The organism is Sinorhizobium fredii NGR234, from assembly GCF_000018545.1.
Taxonomy (GTDB): domain Bacteria; phylum Pseudomonadota; class Alphaproteobacteria; order Rhizobiales; family Rhizobiaceae; genus Sinorhizobium; species Sinorhizobium fredii_A.
Genome location: NC_012586.1, coordinates 2,407,583 through 2,430,033, shown reverse-complemented (window position 1 = coordinate 2,430,033; position 22,451 = coordinate 2,407,583). Strand labels below are relative to the sequence as shown.

The window sequence follows — 22,451 nt, the reverse complement described above, 5'->3', positions numbered from 1 at the left end:
CGCAGGGCGCGGGACGCCATCCATGCCGGAGTGCTCTGATCGCCGCTCGTTTCTATCGTTAAATCAGCGACGATTTACGGAAACATGCAGTAGGCCGAGGCGCGAGGGCTGTCGCGGGCGGCGGAAATCGCTAAGGTGCGGGGCTTGTATTCAGCGAGGGCTCGGCCATTTCCAACGATAATCCTTCAGAAGTCAGAGACCGCCCCGAGCAGTTGTCGCTGCACCAGCGGATCCTGAACGACGTCGAGGGGAACATTCTCTCTGGCCTCTGGCCGCCGGGACACCGGATTCCCTATGAGCACGAACTGACGGAGCAATATGGCTGCTCCCGGATGACCGTGAACAAGGCGATCGGCGACCTCGTCAGGCGCGGTCTCATCGAGCGCCGGCGCAAATCCGGCAGTTACGTCACCTTTCCGCATGTTCAGTCGGCCGTCATGGAGATCCATGACGTCAAGCTCGAGGTCGAATCGCTCGGTCTCGATTATGGCTACAGCCTCGACGAACGGGTGCTGCGCAAGGCCACGACCGGCGATTCGGCGCGAATCGACCTTGCGGGCCCGGGGCGCCTGCTCGAAATCACCTGCCGGCATTTCGCCGGCGGCCGGCCCTTTTGTCTCGAAGAGCGGCTGATCAACCTCGCTGCGGTGCCGGAGGCCGAAACGGAAGCCTTCGACTCGATCGCGCCGGGCTCGTGGCTGCTCGGCCAGATCCCCTGGAGCACCGCCGAGCATCGCATCCGGGCCGTGGCGGCGGGCCGCCAGGCGGCACAGGCGCTGGAGATCGCGCCCGGGGCGCCCTGCCTGGTGATCGAGCGACGGACCTGGAGCGGCGGCGTCCCCGTCACCAGCGTCAGGCTTACCTATCCCGGCGACCGCCACGAACTCGTTGCCGAATTCGCACCAGGCGCGAACGGATAGTCCGGGTTTCAGTCAACACCATTTTCAGAACGCATCCGCAAATAGGATGGATGCGTTCATATAATGAATGTCTAATATGCGGCCAGCCGTCCCGCTGGGCCTCAGGCGCGGCGCACAGCCGCAACGCACCATTCCTGACTGCCTGGGCTCGGTGGGCCGCCTTTCGTCACCCTTCGCCAAGAAAAAACAGCAATCTCTGGTACTTTGCCTCCGAGAGGGGCATCCTATCTTCCTAAGAGTGTCATTCGGTAGAGGGAGGAACGCGGATGCGCTGCTTTACCGTACTTGGTCCTTCGCAGATCGGAAAATCCACGCTCGTGGAAAGGTTGGGCTCGCTGGAAGGCGAGCCGAAAAAATCAGTTTCCCCTTACGGTCTATCCATCACTGAATTCGATTTTGGCGGCGAGGCCTGGTGTGCTCTCGACGTGCCGGGCAACAACGAAGCGCTTGCCCATGCGCAGGACGCGCTGCTGGCGAGCGACGCCTGCGTTCTCTGCGTTTCGCCGGTCCTCGACGAGGCGGTGCTTGCCGCGCCTTATCTCAGGGCGATCGAGGCCTCCGGCACGCCCTGCATCCTCTTCGTCAACCGCATGGACGAGCCGCGCGGCCGGCTGAGGGACGTGGTGGCGGCGCTGCAGGACTATTGCAGCCGCCCGCTCGTCCTGCGCCAGATTCCGATCCGCGACGGCGACAAGATCATCGGCAGTTGCGACCTCATCTCGGAGCGCGCCTGGCGCTATCGCGAAGGCCAGACGTCGTCGCTTTTCGAAATACCCGAGAGCGCGATCGAGCGCGAACACGAGGCGCGCACCGAGCTGCTGGAGCATCTTTCGGAGTTCGACGACTGGCTGCTGGAGGAACTGATCGAGGACCGCGAGCCGGCGAGCGACACCATTTACGCGATCTCCACCCGGGTCCTGAACGAGAACAAGATCATCCCGGTGCTGCTCGGCGCCGCCAGCCACAGCAACGGCATCATGCGGCTGATGAAGGCGTTGCGCCACGAGGCGCCGCGCCCCGATGTGCTGCGCAAGCGGCTTGCCGCATCCGCCGGCATCGACGAGGCGACGCTGACGGCCGTCAGCTTCCACGCCTACCACCGGCAGAGCGTCGGCAAGACGGTTGTCGCCCGGGCGCTTCAGAACGGCGTGAAGCAGGGAGCGGTGCTCGGCGGCTCCGGTCTCGGAGCGCTCCAGGACCCGGCGAGCGGCCGGGCGATGGCGAGCGGCATCACCGTGGCGGGCCAGATTTTCGGGGCGGTGAAATCGGATCACCTGAGGGTACCCGCCTTGCTGACCCCGCATGCGACGGTGGCGCCGCCGGACTGGACGGCACCCCCGACGCCGATTCTCGAACGGATCCTGGTGCCGGAAAGCGAGCGCGACGAGAACAAGCTTTCCGAAACCCTGGCGAAACTCGCCGAAACCGATCGCGGCCTGACGGTCATGCAGGAGGAGGGAACCGGCGCGCAGCTGGTCAGCGTTCAGGGGCCGGTGCATCTGCGCGACATCTGCAGGACGCTTTCCGAAGTTTTCCACGTTGAGGTGAGCGAGCGGCCGCCGAGCCCGGTCTATAGGGAGACCATCTCGAAATCGGCGGAGGTCCACTACCGCCACCGCAAGCAGACCGGCGGGGCCGGCCAGTTCGCGGACGTCAAGCTGAGCGTCCATCCGAACGGGCGCGGCGAGGGGTTCTCCTTTGCCGAAACCGTCAAGGGCGGCGCGGTACCGCGGAATTTCATCCCGGCCGTCGAGGCGGGCGCCCGCGAGGCGATGGACAAGGGGCCGCTCGGTTTCAAGACGATCGACGTCGGCGTGCTGTTGACCGACGGCCAGCACCATTCCGTCGACAGTTCGGAATATGCCTTCCGGACAGCCGGCAAGCTCGGCGTGCGGCAGGCGCTGTCGCAGGCCGCCGCCGTGCTGCTGCAGCCGATCTTCCGGGTGGAGATCCATGTGCCGTCGATCTATTCCGGAGCGCTCGTGCCTGTTGTCTCGACCCTCAAGGGCCAGGTGCTCGGCTTCGACCGCGACGAGGCGGCGAAGGGATGGGACATCTTCCGCGCCCTGATCCCCGGCAGCGCCTTCGAAGATCTGGCCCGGTCCTTGCGATCGGCGACGCAGGGCATCGGCTACTTCGCAAAGAGCTTCGATCATTTCGAGGAGCTCTACGGCAAGGAAGCCCAGGCGATCATCCATGCGCATGGCACGCACGTGAACGAGCATTGAGAGAGGCGAGGGACCCGCGCTTGCAATCCTTGCGCTTGATAGGCATTCTCTGAGGTAATACCACTAGAGGATTGAGTATTACTGAGGAACGCCGATGGCAACCACAGTCACCGCCAAGGGCCAGGTAACGATTCCCAAAGAGGTCCGGGACCTGATGGGGATCGGACCCGGCAGCAAAGTTGAATTTCGGCGCTCGCCTGACGGTAGCATCTTCCTCGTCCGGGCCGACAACAAGCGGCCCAAGAGCCGGTTTGCCAAGTTGCGCGGCCATGCCGGCAAGGGGCTTAGCACGGATGCCATCATGGCGTTGACGCGCGGCGATGCATGACGCTGGTAGACACCAATGTGCTGCTGGACGTCGTGACCGACGATCCGCACTGGGCCGACTGGTCGATCGCCGCGCTCGAGGCGGCGAGCCTCGAAGGGCCGCTGTTGATCAACGACACGGTCTATGCGGAACTCGCGGTGCGGTATGAACGCATCGAGCAACTCGACGCGTTCCTGAGCGAGGCGGGACTGGAGCTCGCCCCGACGCCGCGTGCCGCGCTCTTCCTCGCCGGTAAGGTCTTCACGCAGTATCGCCGTTCAGGTGCCAGGACCGGCGTCCTGCCGGATTTCTTCATCGGGGCCCACGCTGCAGTCGGCCGACTCCCTTTGCTGACCCGGGATACAAGCCGCTACCGGACCTATTTCCCATCGCTCACGTTGATCGCGCCGAATGCCGATTAGAAGCCGCGGCGGCGCATCCGTCCGGATCCGGCATGTTTGGGTGGGACGCGATGAGCGTTACCCGCGCCGCGCCGCCTCGATCGCGGCGACGTCGATTTTCTTCATGGTCATCATCGCCTCGAAGGCGCGCTTTGCTTCGGCGCCGCCAGCTGCCATCGCGTCCGTCAGGACGCGCGGCGTGATTTGCCAGGAAATCCCCCACCTGTCCTTGCACCAGCCGCAGGCGCTCTCCTGGCCGCCGTTGCCGACGATGGCATTCCAGTAGCGGTCGGTCTCCTGCTGATCGTCGGTGGCGATCTGGAACGAGAAGGCTTCGCTGTGCTTGAACGCGGGTCCCCCGTTCAGGCCGAGGCAGGGAATGCCCGCAACGGTGAAGTCGACCGTCAACACGTCGCCCTCCTTGCCCGAGGGGTAGTCGCTGGGTGCCCGGTGCACGGCACTCACCCGGCTGTCGGGAAAGATTTCGCAGTAGAAGCGAGCGGCAGCCTCGGCGTCCTTGTCGAACCAGAGGCAGATCGTATTCTTCGCCATTGCCTGTTCCTTTCGCTTTCAAGCCATTCGGCCTTGTTTTCCCTTCCTGCGAAATAGGTAAGCGTCGGTTTTTCTCCAGCCCCGAAGTCGTCGATGCCGTACCAAGCCGCATCTGGCTCGCGCCAAAGCCGCGCAATAGCGGCTAGCCTTTCCTGGTTCGAAGCATGCACCGGCCGGAACCTGCCGGTCGGGAAATGAAGCGGCATTGCAGCATACGAAAAGAGAGGTGGTCGGGAGCCACCTCTCTTCTTCGAACCGCATTCCGAGGAGATTGGATGCGGTTCCTGTGGCACTGATCGGCCACACCCTGAAAAAGCCACCCGTGAAACGCTGCCGGTCAGTAATGGACCACGGTTCGTATGGACTTGCCTTCATGCATCAAATCGAAGGCGTGGTTGATCTCCTCGATGCCCATGGTGTGCGTAACGAAAGGCGCCAGCTCGATGTCGCCGCGCATTGCGTCCTCGACCATATCAGGTAGCTGGCTGCGCCCCTTGACGCCGCCGAATGCCGTGCCTTTCCAGGTGCGTCCGGTGACGAGCTGAAACGGCCGGGTGGAAATCTCCTGGCCCGCGCCGGCCACGCCGATCACCACGGACTGGCCCCAGCCGCGGTGTGCGCATTCAAGTGCTGCACGCATCACGTTGACGTTGCCGATGCACTCGAAGGAATGGTCGACACCCCAGCCGGTCATCTCGATGACGACGTGCTGGATCGGCTTGTCATGCTCCTTGGGATTGATGCAGTCGGTTGCGCCGAAGGACCGGGCAAGCTCGAATTTCGACGGATTGGTGTCGATCGCGATGATACGGCCCGCCTTTGCCTGGCGCGCACCCTGAATCACGGCAAGGCCGATACCGCCGAGGCCGAACACTGCGACCGAATCCCCAGGCTGGACCTTTGCCGTATTGTGAACCGCGCCGATGCCGGTCGTCACGCCACACCCCAGAAGGCAGACATGCTCATGGTTGGCTTCGGGATTGATCTTCGCCAGCGAAACTTCTGCGACGACGGTGTATTCGCTGAAAGTCGAGCACCCCATGTAGTGATAGATCGGCTGTCCCCTGTAGGAGAGGCGCGTCGTGCCATCCGGCATCAGGCCCTTGCCCTGGGTGGCCCGCACGGCGACGCACAGATTGGTCTTGCCGGACGTGCAGAACAGACACTCCCGGCATTCGGCGGTATAAAGCGGAATGACGTGATCGCCAGGGCTCACACTCGTCACACCTTCGCCGACCTCGACGACCACGCCCGCTCCCTCATGTCCAAGCACCACCGGAAAGATGCCTTCCGGATCGGCGCCGGACAAGGTGAAGGCATCGGTATGACAGACGCCGGTATGGGAGATTTTGACAAGAACCTCGCCCTTCTGCGGCGGGGCGACATCGATTTCGACGATCTCGAGCGGCTTGCCCGGCTCGAACGCGACGGCTGCACGTGATTTCATCATGATCCTCGTTGTTCGTTGAATTGAAGGGTTCGAACAGGCGCGACCGCCGGTGGTCTACTCAGGCTTCGGCCGTGGCAGCCCACAGCTCCCGGACCATCTGCCGCAGCAGCAGCGCCTCCGCCCACCTGTCGGTGGTGTCGTTGCCGTCCCTGCCGGTGATCGCATAGGGTTTGGGACCTAGCTCGCAGGTGAAGATCAGCTCGGCGTCTCCATCGGCGCGTATTCGCCAATCGCGAAAGCCGTACCGCCACCACTCGAGGAAGAGATCGACCCAAGGGCGGTGGTGGGGATAAGAGATCTCGATCTGCACCTGCTCGCGCGAGGCGACACGGCCGTGAAAGGCCCGGGCGTTGCGCAATATGCGCCGGATCATCGCGTGGTTTTCCTCGTCCACCGGAAAGGCGAATTCGCGGCCGACCAGGAAATGCGACAGGTCCGCCAACAGCGGCAGGTCGGGACGCCGATCGAGCAGGTCCAGCGTGAAGAACAGGTCCGTGGTCATCCTGTCGCGATGCGTTTCGATGAACACCGGAATGCCGGCATCCTCGGCGAGCCGCATCCAGCCGTCGAGAAGCGGCAGGCAGTCTTCGACCCGGCGCGGGCGGATATCGGGTTGCAGGTTGATGTGGCTGACCGGGAATTCGGCGGCCAGTTCCAGCGGCAGGCGCAGATCCTCGACTGAGCGGGGAAAGCAGACGCCTTCGATCTTCAGGCCGGTGCCGCGGATGGTTTCGTCCAGGCGCAAAACATCCCGGCGGTTCGTGTAGTGTGCACTGATCCCATCGAACCCCGCCCCGGAGATCATGGCGATGTTTTCCTGAAGACTGCGCTCGTGCCCGTCCGTATGCCGGCGCTCCATGGCCCAGAGCGACTGGAAGATCAGCAGGGTCTGCATCACGCCGCCCGCGCGCTTTTCAGGAGCGCCTTGAGGTTCAGGCCCGGGTCGGCCAATGCCGTGGGCTCGGGGTTGACCCCGGCGGCAATCAACATCTCGGCCAGCTTGATGTCCTTGGCCAAGCCATTGCCGAGGCCAAGCCCCGCCGCGGCCACGAGGCGCCCATCGTCCAGATAGAATTCAATCTCGCCCTTCGGCACTGAGCGCACGGCGGTCCGATGCGCAGGCTGCGGCAGCCCTGCAACCTGCAGGCCGAGATCGTATTGATCGGACCAGAACCAGGGGATGGCGGCAAAGGTCTCGGCGGCGCCGGCCATGTTCCGCGCTGCGGTTTCCGCCTGGGTCCTGGCGTTGCGCCAGCTTTCATAGCGGATGTGTCCTCCGCCGGGTTGTGCCACCGCCGCGCAATCGCCCGCCGCGAAAATATTCGGTGCGCTGGTGCGAAGGCACGCGTCGGTCAGAATTCCATTGCCCGTGGCCAGTCCGGCCGCTTCCGCCAAAGCGGTTTCAGGCAAGACTCCGATGGCGCTGACGACGAGGTCGGCGGGAATGAGGCTGCCATCGGTCAGGGTGACTCCATAGTCGCCGATTGCCTCAACGCCGCGGCCCAGGTGGAACCGCACGCCTTCGGCAGCATGCCTGGCAACGAGCTTTTCGGCAAAGCGCGGAGGGACGGCGCGGCCCAACGGCTTCGGTGCCGCTTCGATCACATCGACCGCAACGTCTTTTCCGCGAAGCACCGCCGCAAGTTCCATGCCGATCAGACCGCCGCCGATGATCGCAACGCTTTGCCCTGCCTTGACATTGGCGAAGATCGTCTCGGCGTCGGCATGGGTCCGGAAATCGAGCGCGCGTTCCGCACCGAGGCAGTTGAGCCGTCTCGGACGTGCGCCCGTGGCGAGTAGCAGCTGTTCGAACCGCAACTCTCGCCCGTCGCTGAAGGTCACGCTGCCGGCCTCGGCATCCAGCGTCGAGGCCGACAGTCCCTGAAGGTAGTCGATGCGGGCCGCCTCCAGCGCTTCCTTGGCGCAGATAGCCTTCATCTGCACCGCACCGTTCATCGGCTTCGACAGCGGCGGCCGTTCATAGGGCAGATGCGGCTCGGCTCCGACCAGTGTGATCGGCCCGAAGTACCCCGCCTCACGCAACGCGAATGCGGCTCGCGTGCCGCATTCGCCGGCACCGATGATGACTAGCCCGTCCATGTGTGCTCCATTTGTGAAAAGACCGGCGCAGCCGGTGAGGATGCGCCGGTCAAGGACGATCAGTTCTTTTGGCTGTACTGGTCCATGTTCTCGGGCGTGACCAGTTCGAAGGGCACCCAGACCGTCTTTTCGACGTTCTTGCCCTGCGCCAGCGCGACGGCTGCATCCACGGCACTTGCCGACTGTCCCTTGGCGTTCTGGAATACGGTCACGTCCAGATCACCGGCCGCCATCGCGGCAAGGGCATCCTGCGTCGCATCGATGCCGACGACGATCACATCCTCCATCGAGGTTCCCGCGGCCTTCAGTGCCTGTATCGCGCCGATCGCCATCTCGTCATTGTTGGCGAAGATCACGTCGATCGGCCGGCCGGCGGTGATCCAGTTCGTCGTCAGGTCCATCGCGTTGGTGCGCGTCCAGGCGGCGGACTGCTCGTCGGCGATGGTCACGCCCTTGCAGTCGCCTGCCGCCAGCGTTTCCTTGACCGACGAGGTGCGATCGCGCGACGCCTGGTGAGCCAGATCGCCCATCAATATGTAGGCCTGCGCATCGCCGGCCTTGCCCTTTTTCTTCAGCAGCGCGCAGGCGGCCTCGGCACCGAGCCTGCCCGAGTCGGTTTCCTTCGAACCGACATAGGCCTGCTTGTCGGGCAGCTGACCGAGATTTTCCGGCTCGAGATTGAGGTAGACGAGCGGAATGCCAGCCTTCTTCGCCGCCTCGCTGATGCCCGGCGCGGCCGACGTATCCGCCAGGGTCATGATGATCGCGTCCACCCCCGAGGCGATGAAGTTGTCCACCTGGCTGCGCTGCTTGGAGATGTCGGTCTGCGCATCCTCGATCTGAAGATTGACGCCGTTCACCTCGGCGGCCCTTGCATCGAGGCCCTGGCGCAGCAGTGTCTGGAAGTTGTTGTCGAAGCTCTGCATCGAAACGCCGATCGTCTCGGCCGAGGCAGTGCCTGCCATCAAGAGGGCCACAACGGCCGCCGTACAGATTGATTTCATGTCATCCTCCCTTGGGGTGCCGGACCACCCCGTTTCATCCCGGAGGCCCAGCGGGCCCAGTTGATGTTGCGCCGCCCTAGCCGAGCGCCACGCGAACGTCTCCGTCGATCACTTCGGCCGGATAGGTTTTCAGGTTCTCGCAGGCGGGGAGCCTCAAGGCTTCGCCGGTGCGGTAGTCGAAGACGCCGGAATGCTTCGGACACTCCACCTCGAAATCCATCACCAGCCCGTCGGCGAGATGGATCGCCTCGTGGGTGCAGAGGCCGGCGGTGCAGTAGACGCTGTCATCGGGTCCGCGGTAGATCGCGTAGGTGCGGCTGCCGTGATCGAAGCGGATGGCGCCTTCCTGTTCGATGTCGTCAAGTTTGCAGGCAATAATCCAGGTCATTCGGCTGCTCCTCCCATCTCCACGCGAGCCTTGCGGGCTGCGAGTTTTTCCTTCCGCTTGCGGTAGCGTTCCTGCATCCGGGCCTCGCCCTCCTGCGAGCCGTCGTGCCAGGTGCCGAACCACCTATCGAGCGGGATCAGGGCGTCGCCGTAGTTCACCTCGAAGTACTTGTGATGCAGGTAATGAGCATAGGCATGGCTATCGACCAGCTTGTCCTCGCCGACCTCGACCTTGTCGAAGCCGACATGGCCGGGAATGGCTCCGAAGCCCGCATAATGGAGCTGGTAGAGCATGAGGATCGGGCTGGACGGCAGGATCAGGTGGTAGAACGCCGTTCCGAAATAGAGCAGGTGCTCGACCGGGTGCATCGACAGCGACGACCAGGGCGAAGGATTGACCGAGTTGTGATGGACCGAGTGCACCCACTTGTAGAGAAACGGCGTATGGATGAGCCGGTGAATGCAGAAGAAGTGGAACTCGTGAATGATCGGCACGATGAGCGCGACGATGGCGAGCGTCCACGGGTTTTCGGCGAAGCTCAGCCAGGGCGCATGGCCGTTCGCATAGGCCCAGAGCATCGCGACCTCGATTGCGGTCCAGATGGTCACGCCCGACAGGAACGTTCGCAGCACATTGTCGATGTTCTGGCTTTCGAACCAGAACGCCTTGCTCTTCTGCTCGGCCGGGAACTTCCCGTTGTACTTGAAGCGGTTTTCCTGGCGCTTCAGGACATAGAGATGAAGCTCGAACGCGCCGTAGAAGAACAACACCGAGATCGCATTCACCGCGTAGAGCCAGGCGATCCAGCCGATGCCGAGGGCCTGCATCGTCTCGATCGGCGGAATGACCCACGCCCAATAGGCGACCGCCGAGGCGGCGAAAATCGTGTTCCAGGGAAAGAAATAATCGGGCAGCCACTTCAGGATCGCCACTATCCGCGTCGGAAACAGGAACAGGGGTGCGTATTGAACGGGCTCGCTCGGTGCCCAGTCGCCGCGCTTGTTGCGCGTTCCATACTTCAGGTCGTCCATTGCGCTCTCCTCGGGCGGATCGGCAGCCGTCGCGCCCGCACACATATCTCTGGTGAAGGAGAGCGCCTGAGGCGCTTGGTCCGGTGTGGTCCTCGCGACGCGCCGGCTCTCCTCCCTGACCGCGAAACTATCAGGGAGCGCCCGGAACGCCGAAGCCTTGCTTGATCTGATTAGATCAAAGGCCTTCCTTGGTGATGGTGATGAAGTGAATGGGGGCCCGGTCCGGCTCGATATCGGTCAAGCCGATACGCCGCAGGATCAGGTCGAGGGAACGCCGGGCCTGTGCTTCCGGCGCCTGATCCAACACCACATCCATGATGCCGTCCCTGAGGGCGGCGCGGGTATACTCGGTCAGTTCGTGGCCGACAAAGAAGACATCGCGGCCACGCGGATGCCGGCGCAGCGCTTCGATCAGGGCGGAATTCGCGCCTCCGGCGTTGTAGAGACCGGCAAGATCGGGATAGAGCTCTAGCGCCGACCACAACCGATCCGTGGTCGAGCGCTCCTCATCGCCACCGAATCCCAGCCATTCGAAGCTGGAGGGGCCGGGATGCTCACGAAAGTAGTCGGAAAAGCCGCGGATGCGATCGCGATGCACCTGATAGACGGGATGGCAGATCGCAACGACCGGCCCGGTCCGGCGCGCCATGCGGCTAATGAACAGCGCCGCGGTCCGGCCGGCGGCAAAATTGTCGATGCCGATGAATTCTCCGGCGCGGTCGGAAGCGCGGGTCACGACGTGGACTACCGGTAGTCCCTGCGCGTTGACCTTTTCCACCGCGGCGCTGATCACCGGATGGCTGGGCACGGCAAGGATAAGGCCGGCACGGGGGACGTCGGAGGACAGTATGCGCCGGGCGATCTCTTCCGGATTCATCTCTTCGGTGAAGCTGCGGTGCACGACGACCAAGGGGTCGAGAGTGGCCGCGATCCTCTGAAAGGCATGCGAAAGGCGCCGGTAGAAGGTCGTCTCCGGACGCACCATCAGCACCTCGATCCGCAGCAGGCCGCGATGGGTTTCGGGAAGCTTTCTTGGATATTCCAGGGTACGCGCAGCGACTATGACCTTCTCGACCAGTTCGGGGCGGACGCCCCCGCGGCCGTTCAGGACCCGCTCGACCGTTGCTGTTCCCACTCCGGCAAGGCGGGCGATGTCCCGATAGTTCGGCTTGTTCAATTCGCACCCTCGGATGGGCTGGCACGCCGTAGTTGATTGCACGAGCGTAAGTTGACTTTCGTCATATACTCTAGCCGCGAACCTCACAGAAGGTGGCTAAAGGCGGCATGCCATGACGTGGCGACCTAGCACTGGTTGCTGGCCGCCGAACGGTCTCGAAGCCCCTCATCGATCAGCCAATCGCGTATGCGCCGCGCTTGTGCGTTGAGCTCGCGCGACCGCGGCCAGACCACATAGAAGGCCTGGCCGGTCCTCAGCACATGTCCGCCGACCGGCACCAGCGCGCCGGATTGGACTTGCCTGGCGATCAGGTGCTCCCAGCCAAGCGCAATTCCCTCACCGGCCAGCACCGCCTGGATGACCAGGATGTAGTCGTTGATCGCCAGCCGCTTGCCCTGCGCCGGCGAGGAAAGACCCGCGCTTGCGAACCATTCCGCCCAGTCGCAGGCGCGCCGGACCGGTTCCTCCAGATGGATGAGATTGTGCTTGAGCAGGTCCGCCGGGCTCCTCGGCAGCCCGTGCGCCTCGATATAGGCGGGCGTCGCCACGGCATTGACCACCTCGTCGGCGAGCAGCGCCGCGTGGTAGCGCGGCCAGTGGCTGGGGTCGCCGCCGCGAACGCCGAGCGGGATCGGTTCCTCGTCGAGATCGAGGTCGCGGACGCTGGTCTGGATCCTGAGGTCGATTTCCGGCAGGTCTTCGCGCAACTGGTTGAGCCGCGGCAGCATCCACATCGACGCAAAGGCCGTCGAGGCGGCCAGCGTGACGTTCGTCTCGCGGCCCTTGGCACGAATCTCTTCGGCCGATTTCCGGATGCGGGCGAGCCCGACGGAGACATCCGCATGGAACCTCTCTCCGGCTTCCGTCAGTTCGACCGCCCGGTGGACGCGGTGGAAGAGGGGTACGCCGAGCTGGTCCTCCAGTCCACGGATGGCGTAGGACACCGCGGCCTGCGTCATGCCCAGTTCGCTGGCGGCGCGGGTGAAATTCTGGTGACGACCGGCCGCCTCGAAAACAACGAGGCTCGCGGCCGAGGGAAGCAGGCGGCGCAGATTTTCCATAAGTCGGCCTTATATCATGTGTCGATTTTTTCCTGAGTTACAAAGGGCTCTCTCGTCAATACCATCACTCTACATGATGGGAGGTCGGTAATGGAAGTGACAGCAGCAGCCGGCGAGACGCCGAGACGGACGCGGGGCGCGAGAGCGCAGCGACGGGAGGCCGGCGGCCCCGTTGGCGTTCCCTACATTGTCCGCAATATCCCGACCTACGATATCCTCGGCGAGGAGAGCCTGCAGCGGATCGAGAAAACCGCCGATCGCATTCTCGCCGAGGTCGGCATCGAGTTTCGCGACGATCCGGCGGTGCTCGACCACTGGCGGCGCGCCGGTGCGAAGCTCGACGGGCTGCGCGTCACTTTCGAGCCCGGAATGCTGAAGGAGATCGTCGGCTCGGCACCGTCGCAATTCACCCAGCACGCCCGTAATCCCGCCCGCAGCGTCGAAATCGGCGGCCGCAACGTCGTCTTCTCGCCGGCCTACGGCTCGCCCTTCGTCACCGATATCGACAAGGGCAGGCGCTACGGCACGATCGAGGATTTCCGCAACCTGATCAAGCTCGCCCAGTCGAGCCCCTGGCTGCATCATTCCGGCGGGACGATCTGCGAACCGGTCGACGTGCCGGTCAACAAGCGCCATCTCGACATGGTCTACAGCCACATCAAATATTCCGACCGCGCCTTCATGGGCTCGATCACCGCCGAGGAGCGTGCCGAGGATTCCATCGAGATGGCGCGGATCCTCTTCGGCGCCGATTTCGTCGACGGCAATTGCGTCATCCTCGGCAACGTCAACGTCAACTCGCCACTCGTCTGGGACGGAACGATGACGAAGTCGCTGCGCGCCTATGCCCGCGCCAACCAGGCCGCCGTCATCGTGCCTTTCATCCTCGGCGGCGCGATGGGTCCGGTCACCAATGCCGGCGCCATCGCCCAGTCCTATGCCGAGACGCTTGCCGGCTGCGCGCTGACGCAACTCGAGCGCAAGGGCGCGCCGGTGATCTTCGGCAATTTCCTGTCGTCCATGTCGCTTCGCTCCGGCTCGCCGACCTTCGGCACGCCGGAGCCGGCGATCGGCAGCATGGTCGTCGGCCAGCTGGCGCGCCGGCTGGGCCTGCCGCTGCGCTGCGCCGGCAACTTCTCCAACTCGAAGAAGCCGGACGCGCAGGCCATGCAGGAAGGCGCCATGTCGATGCTGTCGGCGGTGCATTGCGGCGCCAATTTCATCCTGCATTCGGCCGGCTTCGTCGACGGGCTGCTCGCCATGTCCTACGAGAAATTCGTCATGGATACCGATTTCTGCGGGGCGCTGCACGCCTATCTCGCCGGCGTCGTCGTCGACGACAATTCGCTCGCCATGGACGCCTTCCTGGAGGTCGGGCCAGGCCATCATTTCCTTGGCTGCGACCATACGATGCGCAACTACCAGACCGCCTTCTGGGACAGCGCGCTTTCGGACAACGAGCCCTTCGAGAAATGGGTCGAGCAGGGCGAAACCGACATGGCGCTGCGCGCCAACCGGCATTGGAAGAAAACGCTTGCCGAATACGAAGCGCCGCCGCTCGACGAGGCGATCGACGAGGCGCTGCGAGACTATGTCGAGAGGCGCAAGAACAGCATGCCCGACGCCTGGTACTGATGGGCCGACGCCGCAAGCGTGGTAGTCTTGAGCGTTACGCTGTCGGCCAAGGCAGCCCCGCGAAAGCGGGGCCGCCTATGTCCTGGTGGGGTCAGTTCACGCTCATGCCGGCCTTGCGACCCTCGTAGAAGGCATAGGGGGCCTGTCTGGGCGCTACGCCGTCGCCGATTTCGACGAATGCGATGCCCATCTCCGCGAGCTCCAGGGCGAGCCAGTTGAACGCCGAGTTGGTCGTAGCCGTGACCAGGCTGTCGGCCTCGAGGGTTTCCGTGGCGCCGGTCAAATGGGAGATCAGAACGGCCGAATTTCCTTGCCAGCTTGCAATGCTGGTCTCGGTGTGGAAACCAACACCGAGCCTCTTCAGCGTTCGCCGCAAGGGAGCATCCGCCGAGGTCCGCTGAAGCTCCTTCCCGACCAGCGCGTCCGGGGTGACAAGCCAGACGTTGTGGCCTTGCTCGGCCAGTTTCCAGGCGGTTCCGCATCCCTTCCATCCGCCCGTCTCGTCGAGCACGACGACCCGGCTGCCCACTCTGGCTTGGCGCGCCATCACGCTTTCGGCAGAAAACACGTTGCCGTTTTCGATTCCCGGAAGGGCGGGCTTATCCGGCAGGGCTTTCTGAAATCCCGTCTCGCCCGGTATCGATCCGGTGGCGAGAATAATGGCATCGGCGCCGATCGAAGCGACGTCCGCGCCTTCCATGTAGGAGTTCAGCCGCACCTCCACGCCAAGCTTGCGGAATTGCGTTTCGTACCATTCAATGAGATCGAGGATTTGCGCGCGGCGCGGCTGTTCGCCCGCGAGCCGAAATGCTCCGCCCAGACGGTCCGAGGCTTCCGCCAGGACCACCTTGTGGCCTCTTTCCGCGGCGGCGCGGGCTGCTTCCATGCCGGCCGGTCCGCCGCCGACGACCAGGACGCGCCGTGGCTGCTCGGCCGGGCGCAAGCGATCGCCGCCCCACTCGGCTTCCCTGCCGACGGAGGGATTGACGACACAACTGATCCAGTAATCCCGCGACCGGCGCCCCCAGCACATCTGATTGCATGACAGACATCCACGAATGTCTTCCGGCAGCTCCGCTGCGCGCCTTGTTGACAAGGTGCGGATCGGCAATCTGGCCCCGCACGATCGACACCAGGTCGGCCGCACCCTCGCCAAGGGTGATCTCTGCGTTCTCGGGTGTACGGATATGGCTTTCGGCAATCACCAGGGCATGCCGTACGACCTTTTTCAGGCGCGCCGAGAGGTCTGCTCCAAGCCGCTCCGGATAGAGGAACGTCGGCATGAGGCTGCCATAGTCGAAATACCCGCCGGAGCCGCAGGTCACGTAGTCGATGAGCTGGTCCTGGTCGAGAAGCGCGATGATTTCGGCGATCTCATCTCGCGTGAGGGCGGTCGGACAGCCCGGCTCGTCGCTTACGGTCAGCCCGACGATAAAGTCCGGGCCGCAACTTTCCCTTATGCGCCGCAGGATCTCGCGAGACAGCCTGATGCGGTTGATGAGCAGGCCGCCCCATTGGTCGTCGCGCTTGTTGTAGAACGGCGTCCAGAACTGATCGAGCAGACCTCCATAGGCGGCCCAGACTTCCACGCCGTCGAAGCCGGCCTGCTGGCAGCGGACCGCCGCCGCTACGAAATGCGCAATTGTCTCCTCGATCTCCGCCTCGGTCATTGTGTGCGAGCCGTCGCTGTCATGGTAGCTCGGCCCACCGGACGGCGACCAATGCGGGTGGTAGGAGAGATCGGAGTCGCCGTGACTGCCGACGTGGTAGAGCTGCTGCAGGACGACCGCGCCGTGCTGCTTGACGCTGTCCGTCAGCTTCTTGAAGGCCGGGATCACCGTGTCGTCGGAGTGGCGAAAATTGCCGCGTGTGAGGACGGTGGCGGCGTGAACCGGCATGGGCTCGACGACGATCATGGCCGCTCCGCCAAGCGCACGCTCCACGTAATAGGCGATGTGCTGATCGCCGGGAATGCCGTTGTCGGACATGTTTGCCGTGTGTGCACCGAACACGACCCGGTTGCGAAGTCGATGGCGGCGGATGCTGATCTCCGAAAAGATCCTCGGGAATTCTGTTCTCATTCGCGATTCCTGAACGCAGACAAAGGGTTGGTGATCGTCGCGGGCCGCCGACAGCGAATTGCGTGAGCTCGCCAGCGCGGGCTCACGCAACCGACGTCAGAGTGCGGCCTGGATCTTTTCCGCGACGTCCTCCGGGACCCAGGTCGTCCAAAGATCCTTGTGTTCCTTCAGGAAGTGGACCGCGCCGTCCTCACCGCCGGCTTGCGTTTCCGTCATCCAGGACATGACCGAATTCACCGTCTCGTTGTCCCAGGACCGCTTGCTCAAATAGGCAACCACGTCCGGATTGTTGCCCGTGGCGAGCTTCTTCGAAATCAGCGTCGCGACGTGATCCTTCGGCCATTCATTCTTCCTGGGATCGGGACAGTCGGCCTTGGTGTTGCAACGCTTCCACTCGGTCGCATCATGCGGCACTCCCGCTTCCAGCCGCACCATCGGATATTTGCCCAAAAGGGCGGTGGGCGACCAGTAGTAACCGAGCCATCCCTCCTTCCGCTCGTAGGCTTTCGTCAACGCTCCATCCAGGCCCGCTTGCGTACCCGGGTCGACCAATTTGAAGTTCTTCGATGTTCCGGCATAGGCCTTGAACAGCTGGCCGCCGACGACCGACCCGCCGGAGCCTTGCGGACCGTTGAATATCGCCCCCTTGGACGCATCCTCCGGGTCCGGAAACAGCTCGGGATGGCCCAAGGCATCATCGACGGTTTTGATTCCAGGGTGAGCGTCGACGATGAACTTCGGGACGTACCAGCCCTGCTCCCCGCCATCGGACAGAGCTTGTCCGATCTGTACAATACGACCCTCCTCGGTCCCGCGCTTTACGATCTCCGGGACGAGGTCCACCCAGGCCTCTCCGGCGATATCCGGTTCGCCCTTCTCAACCATCGACGTGATGGTCGGCACCGTATCCCCGGGTATGAATTCGACGTCGCAGCCAAACCCATGCTCGAGCACGAACTTGTCGACGTTCGCCAGCAATTCTCCGCTTTGCCAATTCATGTTCGCGACCGTGACGGTGCCGCACTCCGCCTTTGCAGCGGACGCTGCTCCCATCACCAGAGCCAGCGCCGAAAATGCGAGAATATGTCTCATGCTCCACCCTTTTCTTGTTCCCCAGAGATTTGTTTGGCCGGCCCGAGTTACCGGCAGGCCACCCACATTGAGGGATGCGCGAGCGCCGGCGGCTTCCGGTTGAAAGGCTGACGCGCGCCCATTCCCGATGGGTAAACCCAAGCTACTTGTGATGATCCGTGGCGTATTGTATGTTTCGGACAAGTTTTATTGGAATTTCGGGCATTCCATTGCGCGGTGACTATTCGCACCTCGGGCCGACCAAGGCTCCTCCGCACATCGACACGCCGCTTCGCGTCGCAATCGTGCCGACGCCGAATTTCACGCTGATGCCGCTCGCGTGCTTTGTCGATTTCCTGCGGTTATCCGGGGACGAAAGCGACTACAGTCGGCAGATCTACTGCACATGGGATGTACTGTCGCACAGCGAAGAACCGGTGTTCTCGAGTTGCGGCATCGCGATATACCCTGACAAGCCATATGGTGATCCTTCGGACTACGACTACATCATCGTCCATGGGGGGATACTTCATGGACACGAAAGCCCTCATCCGGACCTTTACAAATTCGTTATCTCGGCGGCCAAGCAGGCCGTGCCGCTCGTCGGCAGTTGTTCCGGCAGTTTTGTGCTGGCTGAAGCGGGTCTCTTGTCCGGCAAGAGGTGTGCGGTTCATTTCGCCCTTGCCGGGACGCTGCGGCAGAATTTCCCGGATGTCATTCCCGTGACGGATACGCCCGTCGTCTCCGATGGAAATATCATTACCTCTCCTGGCGGCCTGGCGGCGATCAATCTCGCCATGTTTCTCGTTGCCGACGCCTGCGGCGAATCCCGGGTCCACAAGGCGTTCCATTACCTGTTGGGCGACCGCGGTTTTGACAAATCGAAGGTAACGGAAGAGCTCGAGATCGGCCTGAAATGCGAGGATCGCCGCGTCGCGAATGCGATCGGCCTGATGCGCCAGAAGATGTACGAGCTGTGCTCGATATCGGAAATTGCCGCGGGCGTCGGCACCTCGGAACGCGAGCTATCTCGCTTGTTCAACAAGCACCTGCAGGTCACGCCAAGTCAGTACTGGCGCCAGATGCGGCTCAGGGCGGCGAAATGGATGCTGCTCAACAGCGATCGCTCCATAGCGCAGATCGCCTATGAATGCGGCTTCACGGATTGCGCCCATTTTGTCCATTGGTTCAAGCGCACCTACCATGTCACGCCCGCGAGGATGCGGCGATCGCATCGGGAATTCGGCCTTCGGTGAAGTGCCGGCGATCGTCGCCGGAGTGGCAATTGGGGGAAAGCGCCGTTCACGGGTCTTCCCATGGGAACGTGTCCAATCGTTCAGCTCCCGTCGGCGTGATCAGGACCTGAGTCTCGAGCTTGATACTCTCGGACCCCTCTTCCGCAATCAGGCTTTCGACGTTGAGCACCATATTCTGCTCGATCATTCCGCTGCAATTCCGGTCGAAATCCGGATGGAGGAAGACGCCCGGCCACTCATCGGCCATGCCGGTTCCGTGTAGCGCCAGCGTGTAGCGATAGGGCAGGTATCTGTCGGGAATGCGCCAGGACCGCTCGTTGAACTCCGCAAAGGATAGGCCCGGCTTCAGCAGCCCGAGATTGTGCTCGATCTGCTCGCGGGCGGCAGAGTAGAGTTCCCGCTGTTTCGCGCTCATCGCAACATGGCCGCAGGTCCAGGAACGCGACAGATCCGCGCAATAGCCGTATGGGCCGATCATGTCCGTATCGAAGGCAATCATCTCCCCCCGCCGGATCACATAGTCGGAACATTCCTGATACCAGGGGTTGGTTCTGGCGCCTGCGGTCAGAAGCTTCGTTTCCAGCCATTCACCGCCACTGCGGGCGTTTTCAAAGTGCAGTTCCGCCCAGATTTCCCGTTCGGTTCGACCCGGTTCCGATACCTCGTACATCCGCGCCATGCCGGCTTCGCACACCCGGATCGTCCATCGCATCAGCTCGATTTCGTCCGGGCTCTTGATCGACCGGGCGCGTTCTGCCAGTTCCTGGCCGTCGACGAGCTGCAGCCCGCGGTTCTGCAATGCAAAGGCGCCGGCCGGTTCGAGCTTGTCCACGGCCAGGCGCCGATTGCGTCCTTGCCTCTTGACGATGTCTGAAACGTCGTCTGCCCATTCCGAAAGGCGCGTCTCGACCAGATCGCCGGCGGTGAAGAATATCCACGATTTGGCCGGGCGGATTTCGTCGATCCCCGGAAGCCCCTGGTTGAGATGCTCCGCCCCCTCGAATTCGAAGAGGATCGCCGGACCATCGGCCAGGATCAGAGCATAGCGGGCCGCATTGTGCATGGTCCATATGCTCATATTCGACGAATCGAAGGCGTAGCGGATATTGACCGGATCGTAGAGCAGCAGGGCAGAGCAGTGCTCCTCCATTTTGCTCCTGAGGCGACCCAACCGATAGCGCCTGGCGCTGTCGAGGACACACGCCGGTATCGGGCTTTTCAGCGGCCTGTCGGCACCTTCCGGGTTGAGATAGGCTTGCTTTCTGTCGTCCTTGAACACGGACTGCCCGCTTATGTCATATCGGCGGGTGGTGGACTGGTCCATATTGCGTGTCCTTCTCGCGGAGCGGCTGTGTCGGAATTGAGCCATGCGCGGACTTGCGCGCTCCGGCGTCACAGCAGGCATGTCGGGAGGCCGGCAGCCGACGGGCTTCAACGCCCGGGTCGGCCGCGATGATTTCTTGGGTTGTGAGGTGAGGACTATACTTCGACGCTGATGCGGCCGAGCGGCTTGGAGCAGCAGGCGAGGATATAGCCTTCCTCGACATCCTCCTCGGTAATGCCGCCATTGTGCACCATATGGACCTGGCCTTCCGTCTTGCGCACCTTGCAGGTGCCGCAGATTCCCATCGAACAGCCCGAGGGGATCACCAGCCCTGCGGCTTTTGCGGCCGCCAGGATCGTGTCCGTCTCGTTGCATTTGGCCGTTACGCCGGAGAGGGCGAATTCGATCTCGGCCTGGTTCAGGGCATCCGGAACCACATCCTCGGGAACGTCCTCGGCGTGCTCGGGCTCGGCCTGGAAACTTTCCTGATGATAACGGCTCATGTCGTAGCCGAGAGCGGCAAGCGCCTCGCGCACCGCCCGCATGAAGGGCTCGGGGCCGCAGCAGAACACCTCGCGATCAAGGTAATCCTGCGCCATCAGGCCGAGCATGATCTGGTTGAACATCCCCCGGTAGCCGGTCCAGGGCCGGAAGGGGTCCCCCTCCTCGACCACCCATTTCAGGTCGATGCCGACGATCCGCGACGCCATGAGCTCCATCCGGTCGCGCAGGATGATCTCGGAGGGGCGGCGCGCGCAGTTGATGAAGACGATGTCCGGTTCGCGTCCGGAATCGTAGAGCCATGTGGTCATCGCCACCATCGGCGTGATGCCGGAACCGGCCGAAATGAAAAGGTATTTCTCGGCTGGGTGATTGACGATCGAGAATTTTCCGGCCGGCCCTATGGCCCTGATGCGCATGCCCTTGCGCAAGTTGTCGAGCATCCACCTTGTCCCGACGGAGTCACGCTGCGCCTTGACGGTGATCGTCAGGGCCGTCGGTCGCGAGGGCGAAGACGAGATCGTATAGGTGCGGTAGAGCGGCCCGCCGGGAAGCGGCAGTTCCAGCGTCACGAACTGCCCCGGATCATGGTTGAACAGCGCACCGGACGGGCTCTGGAAGCTGAAGGTCACGACATCAGGCGCTTCCGGAGTCCGGGTGACGCATTCGAGCACTTCCGCGTCATTCCAGAAGGCAAGGTTTTTGAACGCGCTCATCCGCTTTACTCCGCGGCCTGCCGCATCGGCGCCAGCGACCGTTCGAGCCAGGCGGCGTACCAGTCGACGAACTGGATGACGCCGCTTTCCTGGTTCGACGAATAGGGCCCGGGAACATAGGCCGGCGACAGAATCCCCTGCTGGTTGGTTTCGACGATCTCGCGGTCTTCGTCATTGGTGGCGATCCAGACCTCGGTCAGCCGCTTGAGATCGTAGTCCACGCCTTCGACGGCATCCTTGTGGACGAGCCAGGTGGTGGTCACTTCGGTTTCCATCGGGCTGAGCGGCGTAACCCGGAAGGTCAGCGAATGATCCGGCAGGAAGTGGTTCCAGGTGGTCGGATAGTGGAACTTCAAGAGCGTGCCGGCGTCGGGCAGGGCGACCCGGCCGAGGTTCTTGTTGACGGCGGCCTTGCCATCGAGGGTGTAGCTGAGTGCATTCTCCTGCAGCGGCATGCGCGCCAGGCGATACTGGCCGTCTTCGGCGATGCGGAATTGCGCCGGCGCCCCGGAAGCTTCGCAACGGTCGAAATGCCCCTGGAGCCTCGCCGAGACCGATCCGTCCGGAGAGACACCCGCCACATCCGGGTCAAGGGGAAACGAACGGCACAAGGCGGGATGGTTGCTGCTGCAGTGGTAGCATTCGCGATTGTTTTCCCAGACGAGTTTCCAGTTGGCCTTTTCGACGATGGTCGAGGTATAGGCGACCTTCGCTTCGCTCAGGTCGTGAATGGCGAGATAGGGACGGGCCAGCTGAGCAAAGGGTTCGAAATCCGGCGGCGTCTCCGAAAGGCAGATATAGATCAGGCCCTCGAGACCGCGCAGGTTCACCGGTTTCAGGCCATGCTTCGACGCATCGAAGTCGGGCCCCATGTCATTCGCCCAGATCAACTTGCCGTCGAGTTCGTAGGTCCATTGATGGTAGGGACAGACGAGCTTGGCGACCTGACCTTGGCGGCCCTTGCAGATCAGCGAGCCGCGGTGGCGGCAAGAATTATGGAAGGCGCGGATTTCGCCATCGCGGGCTCGAACGATGATGACCTCATAGGCGCCGACCCGCATCGTGACGTAGCTGCCCGCCTTGACGAGCTGGCAGGCCGGGATCGCGTAGAGCCACTCCTTGTAGAAGATATGCTCAAGGTCGAGCTCGTAAATCGCCGGCGATGTGTAAAAACGGCTGTTCGAGGGCGTAGCCCGGAACGCGGCGCGCAAGCAGGTCGTATAGGGAAGGAGAGGGGACCGCCATCGG

Annotated in this window: 18 protein-coding genes and 2 pseudogenes; 6 read left to right on the top strand and 14 right to left on the bottom strand. The window is 63.1% G+C overall.

The features are described 5' to 3' along the window. The first annotated feature begins 212 nt into the window (after positions 1-212). The 4 genes from hutC (at position 213) to NGR_RS11345 (ending at position 3,877) form a co-directional block, all read left to right on the top strand. Positions 213-920, top strand: a complete 708-nt coding sequence (gene hutC, locus NGR_RS11360) for a histidine utilization repressor (protein ID WP_015888416.1) — start codon at positions 213-215, stop codon at positions 918-920. A gap of 266 nt (positions 921-1,186) precedes the next feature. Continuing rightward, positions 1,187-3,148 (top strand): elongation factor G, encoded by a 1,962-nt coding sequence (locus NGR_RS11355; RefSeq protein WP_015888415.1) that lies wholly within the window; start codon positions 1,187-1,189, stop codon positions 3,146-3,148. A 94-nt stretch (positions 3,149-3,242) separates the two neighbouring features. Beyond that, positions 3,243-3,476 (top strand): AbrB/MazE/SpoVT family DNA-binding domain-containing protein, encoded by a 234-nt coding sequence (locus NGR_RS11350; RefSeq protein ID WP_015888414.1) that lies wholly within the window; start codon positions 3,243-3,245, stop codon positions 3,474-3,476. Further along, positions 3,473-3,877, top strand: a complete 405-nt coding sequence (locus NGR_RS11345; protein WP_015888413.1) for a type II toxin-antitoxin system VapC family toxin — start codon at positions 3,473-3,475, stop codon at positions 3,875-3,877. Before NGR_RS11350 ends, NGR_RS11345 begins: the two co-directional genes overlap by 4 nt. A 57-nt stretch (positions 3,878-3,934) precedes the next feature. Here the strand turns inward: NGR_RS11345 and NGR_RS11340 are convergent, their stop codons facing one another. The 9 genes from NGR_RS11340 to NGR_RS11300 all read right to left on the bottom strand — a co-directional run bounded on the left by NGR_RS11340 (position 3,935) and on the right by NGR_RS11300 (position 12,619). Continuing rightward, complete coding sequence (locus tag NGR_RS11340; RefSeq protein WP_015888412.1) at positions 3,935-4,408, bottom strand: VOC family protein; 474 nt, start codon at positions 4,406-4,408, stop codon at positions 3,935-3,937. 337 nt (positions 4,409-4,745) lie between these two features. After that, a complete protein-coding gene (locus tag NGR_RS11335; protein WP_015888411.1) occupies positions 4,746-5,855 on the bottom strand; it encodes an S-(hydroxymethyl)glutathione dehydrogenase/class III alcohol dehydrogenase in 1,110 nt (369 codons plus the stop codon). 61 nt (positions 5,856-5,916) lie between these two features. Continuing rightward, a complete protein-coding gene (locus tag NGR_RS11330) occupies positions 5,917-6,753 on the bottom strand; it encodes a sugar phosphate isomerase/epimerase family protein (RefSeq protein ID WP_015888410.1) in 837 nt (278 codons plus the stop codon). Beyond that, positions 6,753-7,958: an NAD(P)/FAD-dependent oxidoreductase gene (locus NGR_RS11325; protein ID WP_015888409.1), complete on the bottom strand. Its 1,206-nt coding sequence runs from the start codon at positions 7,956-7,958 to the stop codon at positions 6,753-6,755. Before NGR_RS11325 ends, NGR_RS11330 begins: the two co-directional genes overlap by 1 nt. A gap of 59 nt (positions 7,959-8,017) precedes the next feature. Next, on the bottom strand, positions 8,018-8,962 hold the full coding sequence (locus tag NGR_RS11320) for a substrate-binding domain-containing protein (RefSeq protein WP_015888408.1): 945 nt from the start codon (positions 8,960-8,962) through the stop codon (positions 8,018-8,020). A 76-nt stretch (positions 8,963-9,038) separates the two neighbouring features. Further along, complete coding sequence (locus NGR_RS11315; protein WP_015888407.1) at positions 9,039-9,350, bottom strand: MocE family 2Fe-2S type ferredoxin; 312 nt, start codon at positions 9,348-9,350, stop codon at positions 9,039-9,041. After that, positions 9,347-10,381, bottom strand: coding sequence for a sterol desaturase family protein (locus NGR_RS11310; protein WP_015888406.1), 1,035 nt, complete (start codon positions 10,379-10,381; stop codon positions 9,347-9,349). Before NGR_RS11310 ends, NGR_RS11315 begins: the two co-directional genes overlap by 4 nt. 175 nt (positions 10,382-10,556) lie before the next feature. Then, positions 10,557-11,558, bottom strand: coding sequence for a LacI family DNA-binding transcriptional regulator (locus NGR_RS11305; protein WP_015888405.1), 1,002 nt, complete (start codon positions 11,556-11,558; stop codon positions 10,557-10,559). Between the two features lie 125 nt (positions 11,559-11,683). After that, positions 11,684-12,619: a LysR substrate-binding domain-containing protein gene (locus tag NGR_RS11300; RefSeq protein WP_015888404.1), complete on the bottom strand. Its 936-nt coding sequence runs from the start codon at positions 12,617-12,619 to the stop codon at positions 11,684-11,686. Between the two features lie 90 nt (positions 12,620-12,709). On the opposite strand from NGR_RS11300, the gene NGR_RS11295 reads away from it, so the two are divergent. Continuing rightward, complete coding sequence (locus tag NGR_RS11295; protein ID WP_015888403.1) at positions 12,710-14,254, top strand: trimethylamine methyltransferase family protein; 1,545 nt, start codon at positions 12,710-12,712, stop codon at positions 14,252-14,254. 91 nt (positions 14,255-14,345) lie between these two features. Here NGR_RS11295 and NGR_RS11290 read toward each other — a convergent pair. Both NGR_RS11290 and NGR_RS11285 read right to left on the bottom strand, forming a co-directional pair. Continuing rightward, positions 14,346-16,335 (bottom strand): annotated as a pseudogene (locus NGR_RS11290) (FAD-dependent oxidoreductase). A 96-nt stretch (positions 16,336-16,431) separates the two neighbouring features. After that, positions 16,432-17,427, bottom strand: coding sequence for an ABC transporter substrate-binding protein (locus tag NGR_RS11285; RefSeq protein WP_015888401.1), 996 nt, complete (start codon positions 17,425-17,427; stop codon positions 16,432-16,434). Positions 17,428-17,597: 170 nt separating this feature from the next. On the opposite strand from NGR_RS11285, the gene NGR_RS11280 reads away from it, so the two are divergent. Beyond that, positions 17,598-18,662: a GlxA family transcriptional regulator gene (locus tag NGR_RS11280; RefSeq protein WP_015888400.1), complete on the top strand. Its 1,065-nt coding sequence runs from the start codon at positions 17,598-17,600 to the stop codon at positions 18,660-18,662. A 46-nt stretch (positions 18,663-18,708) separates the two neighbouring features. Here NGR_RS11280 and NGR_RS11275 read toward each other — a convergent pair whose 3' ends face one another. The 3 genes and pseudogenes from NGR_RS11275 to NGR_RS11265 form a co-directional block, all read right to left on the bottom strand. Next, positions 18,709-19,986, bottom strand: coding sequence for a M24 family metallopeptidase (locus tag NGR_RS11275; RefSeq protein ID WP_015888399.1), 1,278 nt, complete (start codon positions 19,984-19,986; stop codon positions 18,709-18,711). 155 nt (positions 19,987-20,141) lie between these two features. Next, the gene (locus tag NGR_RS11270; protein ID WP_015888398.1) at positions 20,142-21,203 is read right to left on the bottom strand and encodes a hybrid-cluster NAD(P)-dependent oxidoreductase; all 1,062 of its coding nucleotides are present in this window, start codon (positions 21,201-21,203) and stop codon (positions 20,142-20,144) included. A 5-nt stretch (positions 21,204-21,208) separates the two neighbouring features. Next, positions 21,209-22,448 (bottom strand): annotated as a pseudogene (locus NGR_RS11265) (SRPBCC family protein). Positions 22,449-22,451 lie beyond the last annotated feature (3 nt).